This is a genomic window from Neorhizobium huautlense, assembly GCF_002968575.1.
Classification (GTDB): domain Bacteria; phylum Pseudomonadota; class Alphaproteobacteria; order Rhizobiales; family Rhizobiaceae; genus Neorhizobium; species Neorhizobium huautlense.
The window spans coordinates 1-16843 of sequence record NZ_PVBM01000043.1 but is presented as its reverse complement, the minus strand read 5'-3'; the positions used below and the strand labels follow the sequence as shown (position 1 = coordinate 16843).

The following is a 16843-nucleotide window of genomic DNA, read 5'->3' as shown; positions in this document are numbered from 1 at the left end:
CCGCTTAGCTCCATACCGGCCAGCAGTAAATTCCAGACTGCATCAAAGGCCTGATACATGACCGCATCCAATCACACGTTCAAACCGCTCAAAGAAAAACTTGCATGAACGGGGGCATCCATACATGTGCCGGGCAAAATGGCCGTGGCGCTCGCACTGCTTGCTTTGCTCCCCGGCATGGCGCTGATTGGCTGGCTGCGCTGGACAGTGACGGGTTGACCGATCATCAGGAAATGGCCCTTGAAGGGCTCGGCGGGGATGCCGGCGGTGGTTTCACACCACAGAACCCCAGTAGACCAGGGGGTAGAGGCACAGGGCGGCGACGAGGACTGCCAACGAGCGCCATACCCGGCTCTTCGAGAAACCGTAGGCTGCAAACAGCGCTACTCCGGAGACAATGATCGCCAGCGGCCAGACAGAAACAACGGAGATGACGTATGCATCGAAGAGGTTGAAACTGATCAGCATTGAGACCCCGTTCGCCTTGGCAGGTCTCAGCCACGCTCGGCCAGATAACGCGTCGACCGTCCTCTCCGATAGCTACCAATGAGGAGGCCTACCACTGCGAAACACACGCCGCTCATTGATCGGTGACCTCATCAGAACAAACAATAGGTCTGACTGTCGGATCACTGTCGTTTCCGTCATACTCGGCAACCTCGCACTTGTGGGCGCGGTACCGGTGCCCGTCGAAGCGGTAGACGGTCGTGTCATAGCGTGCCGCTGCCATCCTCGCGCTGACACGAAGATCGGCCAGTCCATGGTGACGGTCTGGGAGAGCCTGGAAATCACCCCAACCATTCAGAACGACGCGCCACTCTCGCCCTTCTTTATGGAGAACGGCAAATCCACAATCGGCACTGCTGCAGTCGGGATCCACAACGAAATATGACGGCTCCCCGGCCGCCTCCAGATCCATCCTGGTGAGATTAACGCTGTGGGAGTAATCGTCGGTAGTCGCCTCGAATGACAAAGGCGACTGCCAGAAACCGACGATAGCTTGAAGCCGTCGCGCGAGCCAGAACCGGTCCAAATCTGCCGCGGACGGTCCCGCCTTGCCGCCTGCCGCTTCCAAGTCTTGCCGGATGTCGTCACGGTCGAGCAGCGTTGCGATCCGGACGGGAGACAACCCTTCGGTCGGTTCATTGGGATTGGCGTCGTGGTCCAGCATCCACGCCAGTATTCTCTTCTCGGCCTCACTGTCTCCTTTAAGTTCAAAAGGTTGAGGCAGGCAAAGAAACGCGGAAGGTTGGCGCTGACTGCCCTTCCCTCCATAAGCCGGGTAGCCAGAGTCTCGTCGCCACGGCAGAACGCGGCGCTCAGCACGCTCTCATGGTCGGATAATTCAACCCCGCGATTCATTGCCCTGATCACGAGGTCGCCACTGCCGGCTTGCACGACATACTTCCACTCGGTGAAATTGTCGAAGAGTGCTGCATCACAGTGCTGGATCAGTCAATCCGTCCCTGCCCGCACGGCCTTGTTTCTGTCGTCAGGTACCGGTTGTGACGGATCAAGCACCTGCTCATTTGTCCAACTGCCGCATGCCACCGATATGACGCCGTCACTACAAGCCTCGGGGCTGCGTTCCTTTCGGGAAAGCACTTCGTACCATTCGGGCATGGCCGTAAGGTTGAGTTGAAGATTTGGACCCGGACGCTCAACGGATGTCCGCAGAAGATGGGCAAACAGGCTCCCCGGGCGATATCCTGTCCCTTAGAGAAAATCGTCCGGCAAGGGCGCATCGAGGTCGACACTGCCAAGGATCCGGGCAGCAGTGCGTCTTCCCTCAGGAGAAGCCGGGAGATATGTCAGCAGCCGCGCTGCATCACCCGGCGTCGGTGACATGCCTGCCGCGAAAAGGGGTTCCACCCGTTCCGGGATTCGGTCGGTTTCCACCAGTCTTCCCGCCATCCGGAAGAGATCCTGGCATTCCGGAGACAGACGTTCACGGACCGGGATCGTGGCAAGGCTGGCCATGGCGCTCTCCCACTGGCCCTTGTTGCTGTCGTTCGTCAGGTCAGCGACGATCGCGCAGCGTTGTTCCGCAGGCGCTTGCATTGTGAGTTCAATGACAAATTCCCGTTCCCCCGCGACCCGGGAAATCCATGTAACTGGCGTGCCGATCGACCCGGCAAGCACGCTCTGGAACGCCACGTCCAGCCGGGTTCCCGCCGACACCAGAATGCGGACTATCTCCCGGGCCCGTTCCTTGGTCTCCGGCGTCGCTCTTTCGAGCACCTTGATCGCCTGCATCATCGGCGGATTGTAGGTATCTGTTCGCAGTGCCGCGGGATCATTTGCGAGTGCATGCCGCAGAGTCGCCACGTCGCTGTCGGCAATTGCCTGTTCCGTGGCAGAGCGGTCTTCCGCGACCCCCTTTGCAGCGGCAGGGCGATCATGAGAAGGACGGCCAGGGCAATGACGGACTTGGGCCAATCTCTCATCAGAAGTGATCCATAACGTTAAAGCGGCTTCATCGCCTCGGGGACGGAATATCGCTTGCCGTCATAAACCACGCGCCTGCTCGTCGCATTGGTTTTGTGGCTCCGCTCCCCGCATTCGCCTTTGCCGCCAACGGCGGTGGTGCTTGATGAGGCCTTTTCCGTCACCACAATGTCGGCATAGCCACTACGGCCTGTTTTCCCCATCGCCAGGGTTCTCGTCGTGCGATCAAAAGTTCCTGCACAATTGCCGTCCCACTCGCCTCCATTGCTGGTTACGGCGATGCCATCGAGCACCGGCTTCAACTGGCCACCGTCGATTACGTAGAGCGACAGGCTTACCTCTTCAAAGGGATTGACGCGTGACGATCCTTCCTTGGCCAGTCGCACACCAAAGGCGATCTGCCCGGGCGCCAACTGGTATCGCGCCGTGTCGAAGGTGATCGCCTTGGTCCGGATCGCATCGTCGATGATGCGCTCCTTCAGGCGCAGGCGCTGTTGGACCTTCAGACTCGAGGCATCCAGCACAAGCAGCTCGAGATCGCCGACTGTCAGCAATTCCGATTCTTCGGTGATGAGCGGAACGGCAACGAGTAGCCGCTCCGGATACGATGGCCATACCCGGCAGACGATAGTGTGGCGCTCATCAAAAACCTCCTCCGCGTCAGGCAGGAGGATCGTCGCCCCATCGATTGCAAACTCCGTCTCGGACGTCTTCTTGGCGGTCGGATAGGCCTGGGCGATAATCGTAGCCGCATCTGTTCCGCACCCATCTTCGGCAGCAGACGCGGCCTGTGCGAAGAACAGGAGGGCGGCGGCGATCAGGAGTCGGTGCATCGGAATTCTCTCGAGAGATCTATCAGGAAGGATGAAAAGTACTGCGCCACTTGAAACAAAAAGGCGAACGTTTGCATAAGACGGTAGGCTGGCTGTCCATGCAACTAGCACATCATACCGGCTTGACGTCGCGAGCTAGTTTTGCCCTCGCATCGTAGATTGCAAAACGGTCGGTTAAAGAAGCTCTTGCTTCGTCGGGGTATAAAGAGGGCGGGCATAGCGAGGTTGTCATAGAACCGTCGCGACAATCCAGTTCTCCGGGTCATCGATATACCTGCAATGACGGGCTTTCCATCTTCTACCACGTGAAGATTAAGGTTTGCGCGAGATTCCTGATTTTCGTATCAGAGTGCCGACTTTGAATTCCAGGGAGTTTCCGTGGCAAATATCAGGTGCGAAAGGCAGCGTATGCCATGAGTTTTGCTGCAACTGACAAGTTTCCGACCCTTTCCCGGTCATTCCTATCGAGAAGGGTCAAAACCGAGAGCGGACATTCTCGCGGCAGTCCCTGTCGCGGCCGGATCGCTAGACAGCGACTAGCAATTGACAACAACTAAGGATCATGGCGGCATGGCGCCCAGTGTCCCACGAGAGCACATCGTCCTCTACGCGCTTCTCACCGCGCTGACCGCCGTCAGCATTGATTCGCTTCTGCCGGGTCTGCGTGAGATCTCGTCCGAGCTTGCGCCTGCGCCGCCCCTATCTACCCAGCATGTCGTCTCCTTGTTCATTCTGGGTATGGTGTTCGGCGAGCTATTCCTCGGCCCCCTCTCGGATGCGATCGGCCGCAAGCAGGCCCTGGTCATAGGGCTCGGCGTCTACGCTATCGGGACGTTTGTCGCGCTGTTCGCGTCCTCACTCGAAGGAGTGGTCGTCGGGCGCATCCTCCAGGGCGTCGGGGTGGCGGGTCCGAAGATCGCAACCCGCGCCATGATCCGCGACCAGTTCGAGGGAGAGGCCATGGCGCGCATCATGTCCTTCCTTTTCTCGCTATTCATCCTCGTGCCGATGGTCGCTCCCGCGCTGGGTCAGGGTGTGATCGCGTTTGGCGGATGGCGAGCGATGTTCGCCGTCTACCTCGTGCTCGCCTTAGCGTTAGGAACCTGGGTCGTTCTACGCCAGCCCGAGACGCTGCCGCCCGAGCGCCGCATCCCGTTGCGGCCTCGCATCCTGCTTGCCAACGGCGTCCGCGTTCTTGCCAACCGGCGCGTCGCGCTTCTGATCGTGGCGACTGGATTCGTGTTCGGTGCACAGCTCCTTTATCTTAGCATCGCTGCCGACCTCTTCGCCGACGCCTACGAAGTCCGTGAGACATTTCCGTTCTACTTTGCCTTGCTCGCCGGGGGGATCGGGCTTGCCTCCTACCTCAACGGTCGCTTTGTGGGGCGCTTCGGCATGGATGCCATGGCGCGGTGCGGGTTCCTCGGCCTGACGCTTGCCGGGCTGCTCATGCTGGCCGCATCGAACGCCTTCGACGGCCGACCACCGCTCATGCTCCTTCTGCTCTTCGGCTTCGCCGCCTTCTTCTCGATCGGCATCCTGTTCGGCAACCTCAACGCCATGGCGATGCGCTCGCTAGGACAAGTCGCCGGCCTTGGGGCTTCCCTGATCGCGTCTGGATCGAGCTTGGTGGCGTCCCTCTTCGCTGTCGGGCTGGGTCCGTTCTACGACGGAACCGTGAGCGTTCTGGCAGGTGGCATCTTCCTGGCGGGTGCCGCCTCGCTGACGCTGGGCGAACTGTCGGCTCGCGTTAGCGATGCTCCCATTGCAGCGGTTCGATGACCCACTAGTTCGTTCATTGAAGGTAGCTATTTGTTTGCTGCCCCAGACCGGATAGCCCGAAGTTCACTCTAGTCCGATTTTCGGATGTGTGTATCCGGAACCGCAGCTTGCAGCGCTCGCCCGTTCCAGCATAGACAACCGACCTGGTGCCTAAGCCGCCGTTGAGGGTTGCCGAATTGGTAAGGACAATTAGATGGACGAGCTTCTTTGCCTTGAACTGTATCGAACCGTCGACCCGCTGGAGGCGTGCTCGCAGCAAACCGGTCCCTGGAACTCTAATAGGACCACAGAGGCGTCAGTGACATAGTTTTGAGGTTTTCCACCAGCTAGAATGGGTCTCGTTCTTTTTTAACGGACGGACTCTTGGTTCGTTTGATCGAATATTTCGCGATCTTCTCATTCAGGGTTCGCAGAGGGATTTGAAGGTCTGCTGCCGCTCGGGCGGTACTTCCTTGATGGTTTTGAAGCGCCTGCGCAATCACGGAACCTTCGTACGCCGCAAGCTGGTCCGGCAAAGAAGTTGCACGAGCATCTCCGCCTGTTCCGGAGGACGTAGGGAGTTCATCCAGGCCCAGGGCGAAGCGCTCTGCACGCGCTTTTAGGGCTCTGACATTTCCCTTCCAGTCCTGGCTCTTCAGATCGGCGAGGAGTTCGGGCGACAGATCTCGCTCGGAGCGCCCATACCGGCGCGCAGCCAACGATGCGAAATGTACGAACAACGCCTCGATATCCTCGCGGCGCTCCCGCAGTGTCGGTATGCGGACGTCCACGGTCGCAAGCCGGAAAAACAGATCTTCCCTAAAGCGGGACGCAGACATCTCCGCGGAGAGATCGCTTTTTGCCGCCGCAAGGATGCGGACGTTCACCGGTCGCAACCGGTTTTCCCCAAGCCGCTCGATTACCCGCTCCTGCAGGACGCGCAGGATCTTTGCCTGCAGAGATAGCGGCATCGCCTCGATCTCATCGAGGAATATGGTCCCGCCCTCGGCGAATTCGAACTTGCCCACCCGCTCGGTCAGCGCTCCGGTAAAGGCCCCCTTCACATGCCCGAAGACCTCGCTCTCGAACAGGGTTTCGGGCAAGGCGCCGCAGTTGATCGCGACGAAGGGCGCAGACGCGCGGCTGCTTTGCCGATGCAGCGCCTGAGCAACCAGTTCCTTGCCGGTCCCGGTTTCGCCGATAATGAGAACGTCGATATCGACTGCGGCCAAGGCCGCGACCCGCTGCCGCAGGGCCTGCATCGAAGCGCTGTCCCCGATCAGGGTCTCAGACGGCTTGACGTCGCCGACAAGCCCCTGAAGCCGGACGATCTCCTCCTTCATTCGTTTTTTCTCGAGCGCCTTGTTGAGCACCGAGATCAACCGCTCTGCGTCATAGGGCTTCTCAATGAAATCTTCCGCACCGCGTTTCATCGCCGCGACCGCCAATGAGACGTCGCCATGAGCCGTCAACAAAACGACAGGCAGTTCCGGCTTTTGCCGCTGCAGCGAGTTCAAGAGGGTCATGCCGTCTATGTTGGGCATCCGGACGTCGGTGAGCACAATGTCGACGCCATCTTCGAGTGCGGCCTTGTAGGCTTCTTCGGCGCGCTCGAAGCTTCCAACGTCAAAGCCGCTTACCGCCAGCCAGTCACTCACGGCGCGCAGGTGATCGCGATCGTCATCGACGACAATGATACGCCCCCTGCTCACTGCGCCGCCTCCAGTCGCAGCTCAGCGTCATTCGCGGCCGGTACCGTGATCACTGTCCGTGTGCCTCCCTCCTCGGCATCTTCGAAGCGTATCGCACCACCGCATTCCTTGATGATCGTCGTCGCGATGGACAGGCCGAGCCCGAGCCCCTCGCCTGTCAGCTTGGTCGTGAAGAACGGTTCAATGATCCGCTCACGAAGATCAGGCGCGATTCCGCTGCCGTTGTCGATGATGGCAATCTCAACCTGCTCGCCGATCCGCCGACTCTCGATCCGCACACGAGGGTCCGGCCGGTCTTGCACCGCGTCGAGCGCGTTCAGGAGCAGATTGAGCATGGCCTGCTCCAGCTTGACGGAGACCGCCCTGACAGCCAGCACCTTGCCTGCGGCGACGTCAACGTCAACTCCCATGGCTTTACTGCGCGGCGAAGCCAGCTCAAGGACGTTCCTGATCACGCTGTCAACGGCCAGGACCTCGAACTCCGACACATCCTTGCGGGCAAACGTTTTCAGGTGCTTGACCGTTCTCTGCATCCGCCTGACGAGATCTCTCGCCTTCGTCAGCCGCTCGCCGGCATCCGCGCGCCGGCCCTGATCCGCCAACAGACCTGCGGTGGCAAGCGTAGCATCGAGGGCTGCCAGCGGCTGGCTCACCTCATGGACGATGGCAGTCGACATCCTGCCGAGCGCCGCCATCTTCTCCGAGTGTATCAGGCCCTGCTGGGCTTGCCGCAGTTCCTCTTCGGTTCGCTTGCGCATGTCGATCTCGCAGGCGAGGTCGTGGGTCCGTTCTGCCACCATCCGTTCAAGCAGTTCTCCCTGCCTGAGCCGCATCCGGACGAGCTGGCGACGCTGCCGCAGGACGTAGAAGATTGCTCCCGTCGTCAAACCAACCGCAAACACCGCAAACGCCCACAACGCGCCGATCATGTCCACCTGTCGCACGTCGGCTGCGGCGACGATCTGCCAGTCGTCCGGCTGAAGTGGAGCAAACTTGGCAATTAGTTGTCTGTCCGCCCCGGGCATGATGACGGAGGTGTCGGCGGAGCGGGAGGCAGTCGAGGAGATGGGCTCGGCGCGCCCGAGATCGACGCCATCATAGGTCCGCTCCTGCAGCAACCGCTCAAGCATCTGATCTGCCAAGGGTTGCAGGGGCCTGTACTTCCAGCCCGGATCTCCCGACAGGAAAACCACCCCTGCCCTATCTGCGATGGCAATGCGAACACCGGCCGCCGCCCATGCCGCCTCAAGTGGGCTCAGATCCGCCTTCACGACGACGACAACCGGCCGCGCCCCGGCGATGTCGATCCGTGAGGACAGGAAATAGCCGGGCTTTCTGGTCGTTACGCCGATGGCATAGAAACGGCCATTGCCCGCTACAAGAGCGTCGCGGAAATATGGCCTGAAGCTGTAATCATGGCCGACAAAGCTTTGGGGCGTCGCATGATTGCTTGCCGCGAGGGTCAGCCCGGCAGCGTTCAGCACATAGAGATCAGCCGGTCCGGTTTGTTCGACGATCCGCTCAAGATAGGCATTTGCAGCATCAATTGCCTCTGGTGACGTGTCCCTGGCCAGGGCGCGCACTCGGGCATCTTCGCCAACGATCGCTGGCAAGGAACGGAAGCGGTCGATCTCGGTGGTGATTGAACGCTTAGCGAGGACCAGACTTTGCTCGAGCTGTGCCTCCTGCTTATGAAGCACCAGATTACGAGCGACATGATATGAAAACCATGACGCAAGGGAGGTGACGACAAGAATGGCGGCCGCCATCCGGTTGAAGCTTGCTGTCAGCATCGCCCCGCCCTGCTGGTCCGATAACCCATGCTGATGATCCTCCCCTTAAAGACCGCCACAGGAACAACATAGCATTCTTGTTGCACCTTGCATCTGCCGCTTTGAAGGTTCCACTGGCCTGATTATGTGGTGACAGAACGCGCTGTCGCGGAAGAACTTGCGTGCCTGCACAGGAGCTCCCCCATGCAGGCAGGATCAGCGGACGTAGTCAAGCAGAGGAGACGGCAGACTCGTCGACTGGCACTGGCCGTGCGGGCGTCACTCGGGACGCGCGCCACACCATGATGCCGAAGACCACGGTCAGGGCAAAGCCGATCTCGTCCGTCAACGGAAGGGCGGCAAACAGGGTAAATGCGGCACTGGTTGCGATCAGCCGATGGACGATCGACAAGCGGATCACCATGAACCCGATGACGGCTGCACCCCATAGCCCGATCGCCAAGGTTGTCTTCATCACTATATAAGCCACGGCCGTCCAGTATCCATAGGCCATGGCAAAGGCGCCGCCGTCCTGCAGCATGAGGGCCGGCGAGTAGACTGCCATGAACGGTATGACGAAGCCTGCCGCTGCAACCTTGATGGCCTGAATAGATATCTTCAGCCCGCTTTCACGAGCGATGGGCGCCGCGGCGAAACAGGCGAGTGCCACAGGCGGCGTCAGGTCGGCCAGGATTCCGAAATAGAAGACGAACATGTGGCTGACGATCAGCGGCACGCCCAATTCCAGAAGCGCCGGCCCTGCGATCGAGGACGTGATGATGTAGTTTGGAATGGTCGGAATGCCCATTCCGAGCACGAGACATGTCACCATGGTCAGAAGCAGTGACAGAAACAGGCTCTTGTCGCCGACAGAGACAATGAATTGTCCAAAGGTGTTGGCAGCACCCGTCAGTGTCATGGTTCCGATGATGATGCCCACCAGCGCACACGCGATGGCCACCGGCAGGGCTGTCTTGGCCCCTTCCGCCAGGGCATCACGGCACGCAACCAGAGTTTCCCGTCCCCCTTGACGCAGCGCATTGGCAAGGACGAGGACCGCGAGGGTAGTCAAGACGATCGTCATGCCGAACTGGAAGAATGAGGCGGCGACAAGCCCGAGGCCGAGCCAGAAGATGATCCGGATCGCGATCGACGGAATCCCGAGCGCCAACGAGGTGCCGAGGATCAGCAACATGATGAAGGCCAGACCGACGGTGCCGGCGAAAAGCGGAGTGTACCCGGAAAAGAGCAGCCATACGAGCGCTGCCAGCGGCAGCACGAGATGCCAGCCCTTCTTCAGTGCCGCAAGCCCCGAGGGAAGTTCCTCCTTCCGCAACCCGACCAGCCCGTGCTTGCCTGCCTCCAGATGCACCATCCAAAAAGCCGAGGCAAAATACAAGATCGCAGGGATCAGGGCGGCCTTGACGATCTCGTGGTACTCGACCCCAAGGGTCTCGGCCATGATGAAGGCAACCGCACCCATGACCGGCGGCATGATCTGGCCGCCCATGGAGGCCGTGGCCTCGACGCCACCCGCGAAGGCAGGGCGATAGCCGAACCGCTTCATCAGCGGGATGGTGAACTGACCGGTGGTCACGACATTGGCGACGCCGGATCCGGAGATCGTGCCCATCAGGCCCGAGGAGATGATCGCCACCTTGGCCGGACCGCCCCTGCGGCTACCGACCAGGCTCAGCGAGACATCGTTGAAAAGCTCGATCATGCCGGCCTTTTCCAGGAAGGCTCCAAACAGGATAAACAGAAAAATGTAGGTCGCCGATACAAGCGTCGGAATCCCGTAAATGCCCTCGGTCCCGTAGGCCATGTGGTCAATGACCTGGGAAAACCCGTAGCCCCGGTGGTTCAATGGCGAAGGCAGATACTCGCCGAGCAGGCAGTAGAGGAAGAAAATGCCGGCGATGACCGGAAGCGCCGGTCCCATCAGAACCCAGGAAGCGGCAAACACGATGGTGATCGCCAGGATGCCGAACAGAATGTCACGCGGCACTGGATCACCGGCTCGCAGGATCAGATCAGTATATTCATAGCACTGGTAGAAAGCGACGGCGGCCGCCACCAGAGACGCACACCAGGCAAGGACGCGCACTAGTGCGCTCTTGTCGAGGAGTGCGGCCAGAAGCGGAAAGATCAAGACGGTGACGAAGCCGACATGAATGGCTCGCAGCACCTGACTTGGCGGGTCGAGAAGATGTGCAGCCGTGGCAAGCTGGAATGCGGAAAACACGAACGCGATGGCGAAGATAAATCGGCCTTCCCGTGATTTAGGGAAAGCGGCTGCAAGCGCGTCATGCGCGCTCAGATCTGCAGCATGTCCGTCAATGGATGTCGAAAGCGGTTTCATGGGATCCTCCGGTCGAAAGGGTGAGGGCGGCGAATCCTCCACCGCCGCCCGGTTTTCATCGCGCTTACAGGAGGCCTTTTTCCTTGTAGTAGCGCTCCGCGCCCGGATGCAGCGGAACCGGCATCCCCGTCATAGCGTCTTCCAGTTTCACGCTGCCAGCCGCCTTGTGGGCGGCCGACAGTGCTGGCAGGTTTTCGAACAGCTGCTTGGTCATCTCGTAGGCAACGTCGTCAGAAACGTCGGAATGAGTGATCAGGAAGTTTCCGACCGCAACGGTGCTTACATCAGCATCCTGGCCTTCATACGTGCCGGCGGGGACGGTCGCGGCGACATACGGTGCTCCAAGCTTCGTCGCGATCTCTGCGGGAATAGCTACCAGCTGTACATCAAGCGATGTGGCCAGATCGCGAAACGACGACACGCCGAGACCCGCTGACTGTAGGGTGGCATCGAGCTGGCGGTTCTTCATCAGCTCGACGGACTCCGCGAACGGAAGATATTCCGTCTTTCCCAGCTGATCATAGCTCATCCCAGCAGCGGCCAGGATGGCGCGCGCATTGAGCTCCGTCCCAGATTTCGGCGCACCGACAGACAGGCTCTGCTCCTTCAGTTCCGCAAGCGTGGTGATCCCCGACTCGCGCGATGCCATGATCTGGATGTAGTTGGGATAGATGGCTGCGATCCCGCGCAGCTTGTCGAGCGGTGCCTTGAAGCCGGCGTCTGCATCCCCTTCCCAGGCCATCTTGACCGAATCGCCCAACGCAAAGGCGATCTCGCCGCGCCCCTGCTGCAAAAGGTTGAGATTTTCGACCGAAGCCTTGGTTGCCTGCACCTGTGTGCGCGCCCCTTCGATCGTCTCGCCATAGATCTTCGACAAGGCGACCCCCAGAGGGTAATAGACGCCGGATGTTCCTCCAGTAAGGATGTTGATGAACTGGTCGGCACGTGCGGCCGTTGCCGTTGTGGCAAGGCTAACCAAACCGACCGTCACTAAGGCAAAGTTTCGAATGCTATTGCTCATGCAGGTTTCCTCCCAGTGCACGTTGCGCGGCTGATCCACCGCGTGACGTGTCAGGAGCAAAAGCTGGGCCATTTCCTAAGTTATTGGAAAAGCTCAAGGGAGAATGGCGCGATCGATTGAGCGAGGCGAATTTTCGCCAGTTTCAGAATAGCTCCAGCGGAAACCTGCCTACTCTCCATCGTCTAGCTCAAGCCTGAGCAGATGCTGTTCAGCATCATCATTGGTGATCATTGGCGAGCTGTTCACGGCAGCCTTCCTCCCCGGCTTTATGCTGGCGATGTTCTATGTCGTGTACATATTGGCACGAGCCTACTTGACGCCGCATGTCGTTCCGAAGGTCGATCCGACACCCATTCCGCGAGATGAGAAGATCCGCCTGTTGAAGGGTCTCGCCTTGCCTGTTCTCGTGGTGTTCGTCGTCTTGGGGTCCATCTATGGCGGTATTGCCTCGGTGACGGAAGCATCGGCGATCGGTGTTGGGGGAGTATTGCTCTCAACGATGCTGCGGGGTGAATTCTCTTACGCCTTGCTGAGGGATGCAGCCATGCAAACTCTAGCGACGGTAGGAATGATCGTCTGGATTGGTATCGGCGCAACGGCGATTGTCGGCGTCTACAACCTGATGGGCGGGGTGAACTTCGTCTCCGGAATGATTACCGGTGTCTCTGACAACCCCACCGTGATCGTCTTGGTGATGATGGTGATCTTGTTCGTGCTCGGAGCGTTTCTTGATTGGGTCGGCATTGCCCTTCTCACGATGCCAATCTTCGTTCCGATCATCAAATCGCTGGGCATGGATCCGGTTTGGTTCGGCGTGTTGTTCTGCATGAACATGCAAATCTCGTTTCTGTCTCCCCCGTTCGGGCCAGCTGCCTTCTATCTCAAGTCGGTAGCGCCCCCGGGCATAACATTGGGGATCATCTTCAAGGCTCTGGTACCATTCATTCTCCTGCAGATGCTCGCGGTGGGGATCCTGATTGCATTCCCCGGGATTACCGGTCGTTAGACAAAAATTTACCAGACCTTCGTCGGGGATGGCAGAGCACCGTTTCGTCGACGGCTCTGGCGGTGGCCCCTTACCAGCGAGGTTTTGGGCTTGGAGAATGTCCTCTCTATCGGGTTGGCGTAAGGGGTGCATGGCGGCAAGAGCAGGTTTGCTCTCCGCCAGTTGCCATCTCACTCCGCAAGCTCGCAGACCTGTCTGACGTCGACCGCTTGTCGCAGCGCAACTGTCGAAATTTTCCGCCGAAGGCGTGCACGCTGGGGGTGAAAAGCCGACCAAGGAGGCCTTTCTCTACCAATGCATGTATTGCGAGCGGCAGAGCGCCGGCGCCGTCGTGCATCTGCATCCCACCCATGCGGTCCCCATCAGCATTCTCGACGGGTTGAATCGGGATAATCTGCTTCCGCCGCTGATGGCCTACTACGTCATGCGCGTGGGCCGCCTGCCGCTGGTTGCGCATTTCCCGCGCGGCGAGGTGGCTTTGGCCAAGGCGGTCGGGCTGAAGGCGCGCGAAAGCCACGCGGTGCTGCTGGCCAATCACGGACTGGTGGTTGCCGGCAAGACATTGCGGCAAGCCCAATATGCGACCGAAGAGCAGGAGGAAACACCCAGCTGTTCCTGATGCTGCGGGGCAGCCCGATCCGCCGGCCTTTGACTCAGGCACAGGCAAGTTCGATCAGGCTGCGGCCGAGACTCAGCCCGGTCGCAGCACTCCCTGCGTCCTGACATCGATGGCATAGAACGACGTCGAAGCTGTCATGAAGATCCGCTCGCGCTGGGGCCGCCGAACGTACAGTCGGCGATGATCTCGGGTACCAGGATCTTGCCCAGCCGGCAGCCGTCCGGCGCATATACCTGGACGCTGTCGTGCGAGGAGGTGAGAAGGTTGCCGTTGATGTCGATCCGGAACGCGTCCGAAGCACCGAGTCGCACATCGCAGAAGACCGGCTGCGCGCCGGTCTGCGGCAATCGACGACGTCGAACACCTTACATGGCGGTGCCCGCCGCGTGGATGCGAAAAGCCGGTGGTCAGAGATGTAGAGCAGATTCTCGTCGGGCGAAAACGCCAAGCCGTTCAGCTTTTCGAGATCATCGGCGACAATCTGCACATCGCTGGTGGCCGGATTGAAGCGATAGACGTGGCAAGCGCCGATTTCACTCTCGGCCTTGACGCCTTCATCGTCGGAAAGGATTCCATAGGACGGGTCGGTGAACCAGATCGTCCCATCCGACTTGACCACCACGTCGTTGGGAGAGTTCAAGCGCTTTCCCTGTAGCGATCAACGAGCGTCACGACCGTTCCATCGTGTTGGGTCCGGCTGATGCGGCGGCCCGAATGTTCGCAGGACACCAGGCGGCCGTCGCGATCCCGCGTGTGGCCGTTGGCGTGGTTCGACGGCTGGTGAAAAATGGTGCCGTCCTCGATCGGGTGCCAGCGCATCCGGTTGTTAGGAATGTCGCTCCAGGTGACGCCGCCGTCCTCCCACCAGACCGGCCCCTCGCTCCACGCAGCGCCGGTCCAGAGCTTTTCGAGCGCGGCGTCAGGATCGACCAGTGTCCGCATGCGCGGATCCTCAATGACGATGCCGCTCATGCTGTGCGACCTCGCATTGCTGCTGCGGTGGCCATGCGGGCCGCCAGCATAACCGCTTCCTCGCTGGCAAGCGGATTGGCAATGCCCTTGCCGGCAATGTCGTAGGCCGTGCCATGCGCCGGCGTGCAAACGGGAAATGGAAGGCCGCCCAACATCGTCACGCCGCGATCGAAGCCGATCAGCTTCATCGCGATCTGCCCCTGGTCATGATACATGGTTAGCACCCCATGATAGCCGTCGCGAAGCGCCGTCAGGAAGATGGTGTCGGCCGGGTATGGGCCCGAGACATCGAAGCCCTCGGCCGCGGCCGCATCGACCGCCGGACTGATGATTTCGATTTCCTCCATGCCGAAACTGCCACCGTCGCCCGCATGCGGATTGAGGCCCGCCACAAGCAGGCGCGGGGTTTCGACGCCCGACTGTTTCAGGCAATCCACCGTCAGCCGGATCTCGGCGAGGATCGCCTCGCGCGACAGACTGGCCGCGACATCCTTCAGCGGAACATGCGAGGTGACGCGGGCATTCCACACGGTATGGAGGACGTTGAACTCCTTGACCCTTCCGGCCAGCTGCAACAGCTCCTGGATGAAGCGGCTTTCGTCGTCATAGCCCGGATAGGCGAAGCGCATGGCCTTCTTGTTCAGCGGCGTATAACAGACCGCCGCCACCCGGCGGGCCTCTGCCAACCGCAGCGCAAACGAAAAATTCTCTATGGCGAAGCGTCCGCCTGCCGGCGTCGCTTCGCCGATGGTGACGGCTGCCGGATCGAGATTGCGCAGATCGATCAGCACCGGGCTCAGTGCCTGCCCTATCGCAGGTTCCCCCACCGTGTCGATGTCGAGCGACAGGCCAGCTACCCTCGCGCCGCCTTCAAGAATTCGGCGGTCGCCGATCACCACCAGGCGCGCGGCGGCGGCGAGCCTGGGTGATACGATCAGCCTCGCGGCAAGCTCCGGACTGATCCCGGCAGGATCGCCCATGGCGAGCGCTATCAGCGGGCGTTCGGCAGCGCCGTTAACATCTGCATTCATGGCGTCGCACCCTCAAGACCCGCTTCGGGGCGCAACCGCCGGCCATCCGCCGCAAACAACCTGATGCATTCGGGCTCCCAACTCAGCCACGCGTCTTCGCCCGGTGAAAAATCTCGCCCGTCGCGCTGTTCCACCGTGACCATCTCACCGCCCGGAAGATAGCAGTAGAGGTATCGGGTGCTGCCGAGATATTCGGAGAAATCGATTTCGACGCGCAGCGCATCCTCCCTGCGGTCTCCCACTATCAGGTGTTCGGGGCGGATACCGAGCTTGACGGAATCCCCCTCCGTCACGCCCGTCAGGGGCTGCGGCAACGGAATGATTGTGCCGGCCAGGTCGATACGGTTTCCCGCCAGGTAAACCGCATCCACGAAGTTCATGCGTGGGGAGCCGATGAAGCCCGCGACGAACAGGTTATTGGGGTCCTCATAGACGTCACGCGGCGTGCCGACCTGCTCGATCACGCCGTCCTTGAGCACGACGATGCGATCCGCCAGCGTCATTGCTTCCGTCTGATCATGGGTGACGTATATCATGGTGTTACCTAGTTCCCTATGCAGGCGGGCGATCTCGATGCGCATGCTGACGCGCAGTTCCGCATCCAGGTTGCTGAGCGGCTCGTCGAACAGGAATGCCAACGGCTTGCGCACGATGGCGCGCCCGATCGCCACGCGCTGACGCTGCCCACCGGACAGTTGCCCGGGGCGGCGATCGAGCAGCGGCTCGATCTTGAGTATCTGGGCTGCTGCCTGCACCTGGCGCTCGATCTCGTCGCGCGGAGTCTTCGCCATTTCGAGGCCGAAGGACAGGTTCTCCCGGACGTTCATGTGCGGGTAGAGGGCGTAGGACTGGAAGACCATGGCAATCCCGCGCCTGGACGGATCGAGATCCGTCACATCGCGACCGGCGATCAAAATATCGCCCGATTTGGAAACCTCGATGCTGAACTGCTGTTATTTCGCGGCATCCGGAATGGGTGTCGGCATCGTCGATCGCACCAGCCTTCGCTCGGCCGGGGCCGCCATCCTCGCCATTCCATTCGAGCCAAGGATCGAAGTCTCCTATTTCGCCATTCGTCCGTCCGGCGGGCAGCGCATTGCCGTGCTGGATGACATCGTGGGGCGGATGGGCGAATTGATGGGTCAGTAGCCACCGCTGTCTATCAGAGCTTCGAGACCTAAATCGGGATAGGGGGGAGCCTATTGGCTCCGCCCCTCCCACACCACCCGGCATGCGGGTCCGCACCGGGCGGTTGGAGCAGTTGAGGTCGTCAGGCCCGTAGTTCTCCCGGCCTGGCGCCTGGGTT

At 60.4% G+C, this 16843-nt stretch carries 13 protein-coding genes and 2 pseudogenes; 4 read left to right on the top strand and 11 right to left on the bottom strand.

Features of this window, described 5'->3' with window-relative positions; all coding sequences use genetic code 11:
* Window positions 1-273: 273 nt before the first annotated feature.
* The 4 genes from C5L12_RS26115 to C5L12_RS26100 form a co-directional block, all read right to left on the bottom strand.
* The gene (locus C5L12_RS26115; protein WP_105374956.1) at window positions 274-468 is read right to left on the bottom strand and encodes a hypothetical protein; all 195 of its coding nucleotides are present in this window, start codon (window positions 466-468) and stop codon (window positions 274-276) included.
* Window positions 469-580: 112 nt separating this feature from the next.
* A complete protein-coding gene (locus C5L12_RS26110) occupies window positions 581-1171 on the bottom strand; it encodes a hypothetical protein (RefSeq protein ID WP_105374955.1) in 591 nt (196 codons plus the stop codon).
* Window positions 1172-1716: 545 nt separating this feature from the next.
* Complete coding sequence (locus C5L12_RS26105; protein WP_105374954.1) at window positions 1717-2328, bottom strand: hypothetical protein; 612 nt, start codon at window positions 2326-2328, stop codon at window positions 1717-1719.
* A 137-nt stretch (window positions 2329-2465) separates the two neighbouring features.
* Window positions 2466-3281 carry a PA3715 family protein gene (locus C5L12_RS26100; protein ID WP_105374953.1) on the bottom strand — a complete coding sequence of 272 codons (816 nt, stop codon included), beginning with the start codon at window positions 3279-3281 and terminating at the stop codon, window positions 2466-2468.
* 570 nt (window positions 3282-3851) lie between these two features.
* Between C5L12_RS26100 and C5L12_RS26095 the strand changes: the two genes are divergently transcribed.
* Window positions 3852-5063 carry a multidrug effflux MFS transporter gene (locus tag C5L12_RS26095; protein ID WP_105374952.1) on the top strand — a complete coding sequence of 404 codons (1212 nt, stop codon included), beginning with the start codon at window positions 3852-3854 and terminating at the stop codon, window positions 5061-5063.
* A 326-nt stretch (window positions 5064-5389) separates the two neighbouring features.
* Here the strand turns inward: C5L12_RS26095 and C5L12_RS26090 are convergent, their stop codons facing one another.
* The 4 genes from C5L12_RS26090 to C5L12_RS26075 all read right to left on the bottom strand — a co-directional run bounded on the left by C5L12_RS26090 (window position 5390) and on the right by C5L12_RS26075 (window position 11909).
* A complete protein-coding gene (locus C5L12_RS26090) occupies window positions 5390-6754 on the bottom strand; it encodes a sigma-54-dependent transcriptional regulator (protein WP_105374951.1) in 1365 nt (454 codons plus the stop codon).
* Complete coding sequence (locus tag C5L12_RS26085; protein WP_105374950.1) at window positions 6751-8547, bottom strand: sensor histidine kinase; 1797 nt, start codon at window positions 8545-8547, stop codon at window positions 6751-6753. The genes C5L12_RS26090 and C5L12_RS26085 overlap by 4 nt, the downstream gene beginning before the upstream one ends.
* Window positions 8548-8755: 208 nt before the next feature.
* Window positions 8756-10888 (bottom strand): TRAP transporter permease, encoded by a 2133-nt coding sequence (locus C5L12_RS26080; protein WP_105374949.1) that lies wholly within the window; start codon window positions 10886-10888, stop codon window positions 8756-8758.
* Window positions 10889-10952: 64 nt separating this feature from the next.
* Window positions 10953-11909 (bottom strand): TAXI family TRAP transporter solute-binding subunit, encoded by a 957-nt coding sequence (locus C5L12_RS26075; protein WP_105374957.1) that lies wholly within the window; start codon window positions 11907-11909, stop codon window positions 10953-10955.
* Between the two features lie 223 nt (window positions 11910-12132).
* On the opposite strand from C5L12_RS26075, the gene C5L12_RS26070 reads away from it, so the two are divergent.
* Together C5L12_RS26070 and C5L12_RS26065 are read left to right on the top strand one after the other, a co-directional pair.
* Complete coding sequence (locus tag C5L12_RS26070) at window positions 12133-12915, top strand: TRAP transporter large permease subunit (RefSeq protein ID WP_245423036.1); 783 nt, start codon at window positions 12133-12135, stop codon at window positions 12913-12915.
* A 247-nt stretch (window positions 12916-13162) separates the two neighbouring features.
* Window positions 13163-13534: a class II aldolase/adducin family protein gene (locus C5L12_RS26065; RefSeq protein WP_342588643.1), complete on the top strand. Its 372-nt coding sequence runs from the start codon at window positions 13163-13165 to the stop codon at window positions 13532-13534.
* 72 nt (window positions 13535-13606) lie between these two features.
* Here C5L12_RS26065 and C5L12_RS26060 read toward each other — a convergent pair.
* From C5L12_RS26060 to C5L12_RS26050, 3 genes and pseudogenes are all read right to left on the bottom strand, one after another.
* Window positions 13607-14506 (bottom strand): annotated as a pseudogene (locus C5L12_RS26060) (SMP-30/gluconolactonase/LRE family protein).
* Window positions 14503-15537, bottom strand: a complete 1035-nt coding sequence (locus C5L12_RS26055) for a 4-hydroxythreonine-4-phosphate dehydrogenase PdxA (protein WP_105374948.1) — start codon at window positions 15535-15537, stop codon at window positions 14503-14505. Before C5L12_RS26055 ends, C5L12_RS26060 begins: the two are co-directional and overlap by 4 nt.
* A pseudogene (locus C5L12_RS26050) lies at window positions 15534-16478 on the bottom strand (ABC transporter ATP-binding protein); the annotation flags it as partial. The pseudogene C5L12_RS26050 and the gene C5L12_RS26055, both read right to left, overlap by 4 nt.
* Here C5L12_RS26050 and C5L12_RS26045 point away from each other — a divergent pair.
* Window positions 16477-16686, top strand: a complete 210-nt coding sequence (locus C5L12_RS26045) for a type 2 periplasmic-binding domain-containing protein (protein ID WP_245423035.1) — start codon at window positions 16477-16479, stop codon at window positions 16684-16686. The pseudogene C5L12_RS26050 and the gene C5L12_RS26045 sit on opposite strands and share 2 nt — an antisense overlap.
* The last annotated feature ends 157 nt before the right edge of the window (window positions 16687-16843 follow it).

Coding starts and splice junctions, on each gene's coding strand:
- C5L12_RS26115 (WP_105374956.1), bottom strand. CDS start 468: ATGCTGATCAGTTTCAACCTCTTCGATGCATACGTCATCTCCGTTGTT.
- C5L12_RS26110 (WP_105374955.1), bottom strand. CDS start 1,171: ATGCTGGACCACGACGCCAATCCCAATGAACCGACCGAAGGGTTGTCT.
- C5L12_RS26100 (WP_105374953.1), bottom strand. CDS start 3,281: ATGCACCGACTCCTGATCGCCGCCGCCCTCCTGTTCTTCGCACAGGCC.
- C5L12_RS26095 (WP_105374952.1), top strand. CDS start 3,852: ATGGCGCCCAGTGTCCCACGAGAGCACATCGTCCTCTACGCGCTTCTC.
- C5L12_RS26085 (WP_105374950.1), bottom strand. CDS start 8,547: ATGCTGACAGCAAGCTTCAACCGGATGGCGGCCGCCATTCTTGTCGTC.
- C5L12_RS26080 (WP_105374949.1), bottom strand. CDS start 10,888: ATGAAACCGCTTTCGACATCCATTGACGGACATGCTGCAGATCTGAGC.
- C5L12_RS26075 (WP_105374957.1), bottom strand. CDS start 11,909: ATGAGCAATAGCATTCGAAACTTTGCCTTAGTGACGGTCGGTTTGGTT.
- C5L12_RS26055 (WP_105374948.1), bottom strand. CDS start 15,537: ATGAATGCAGATGTTAACGGCGCTGCCGAACGCCCGCTGATAGCGCTC.
- C5L12_RS26045 (WP_245423035.1), top strand. CDS start 16,477: ATGCTGAACTGCTGTTATTTCGCGGCATCCGGAATGGGTGTCGGCATC.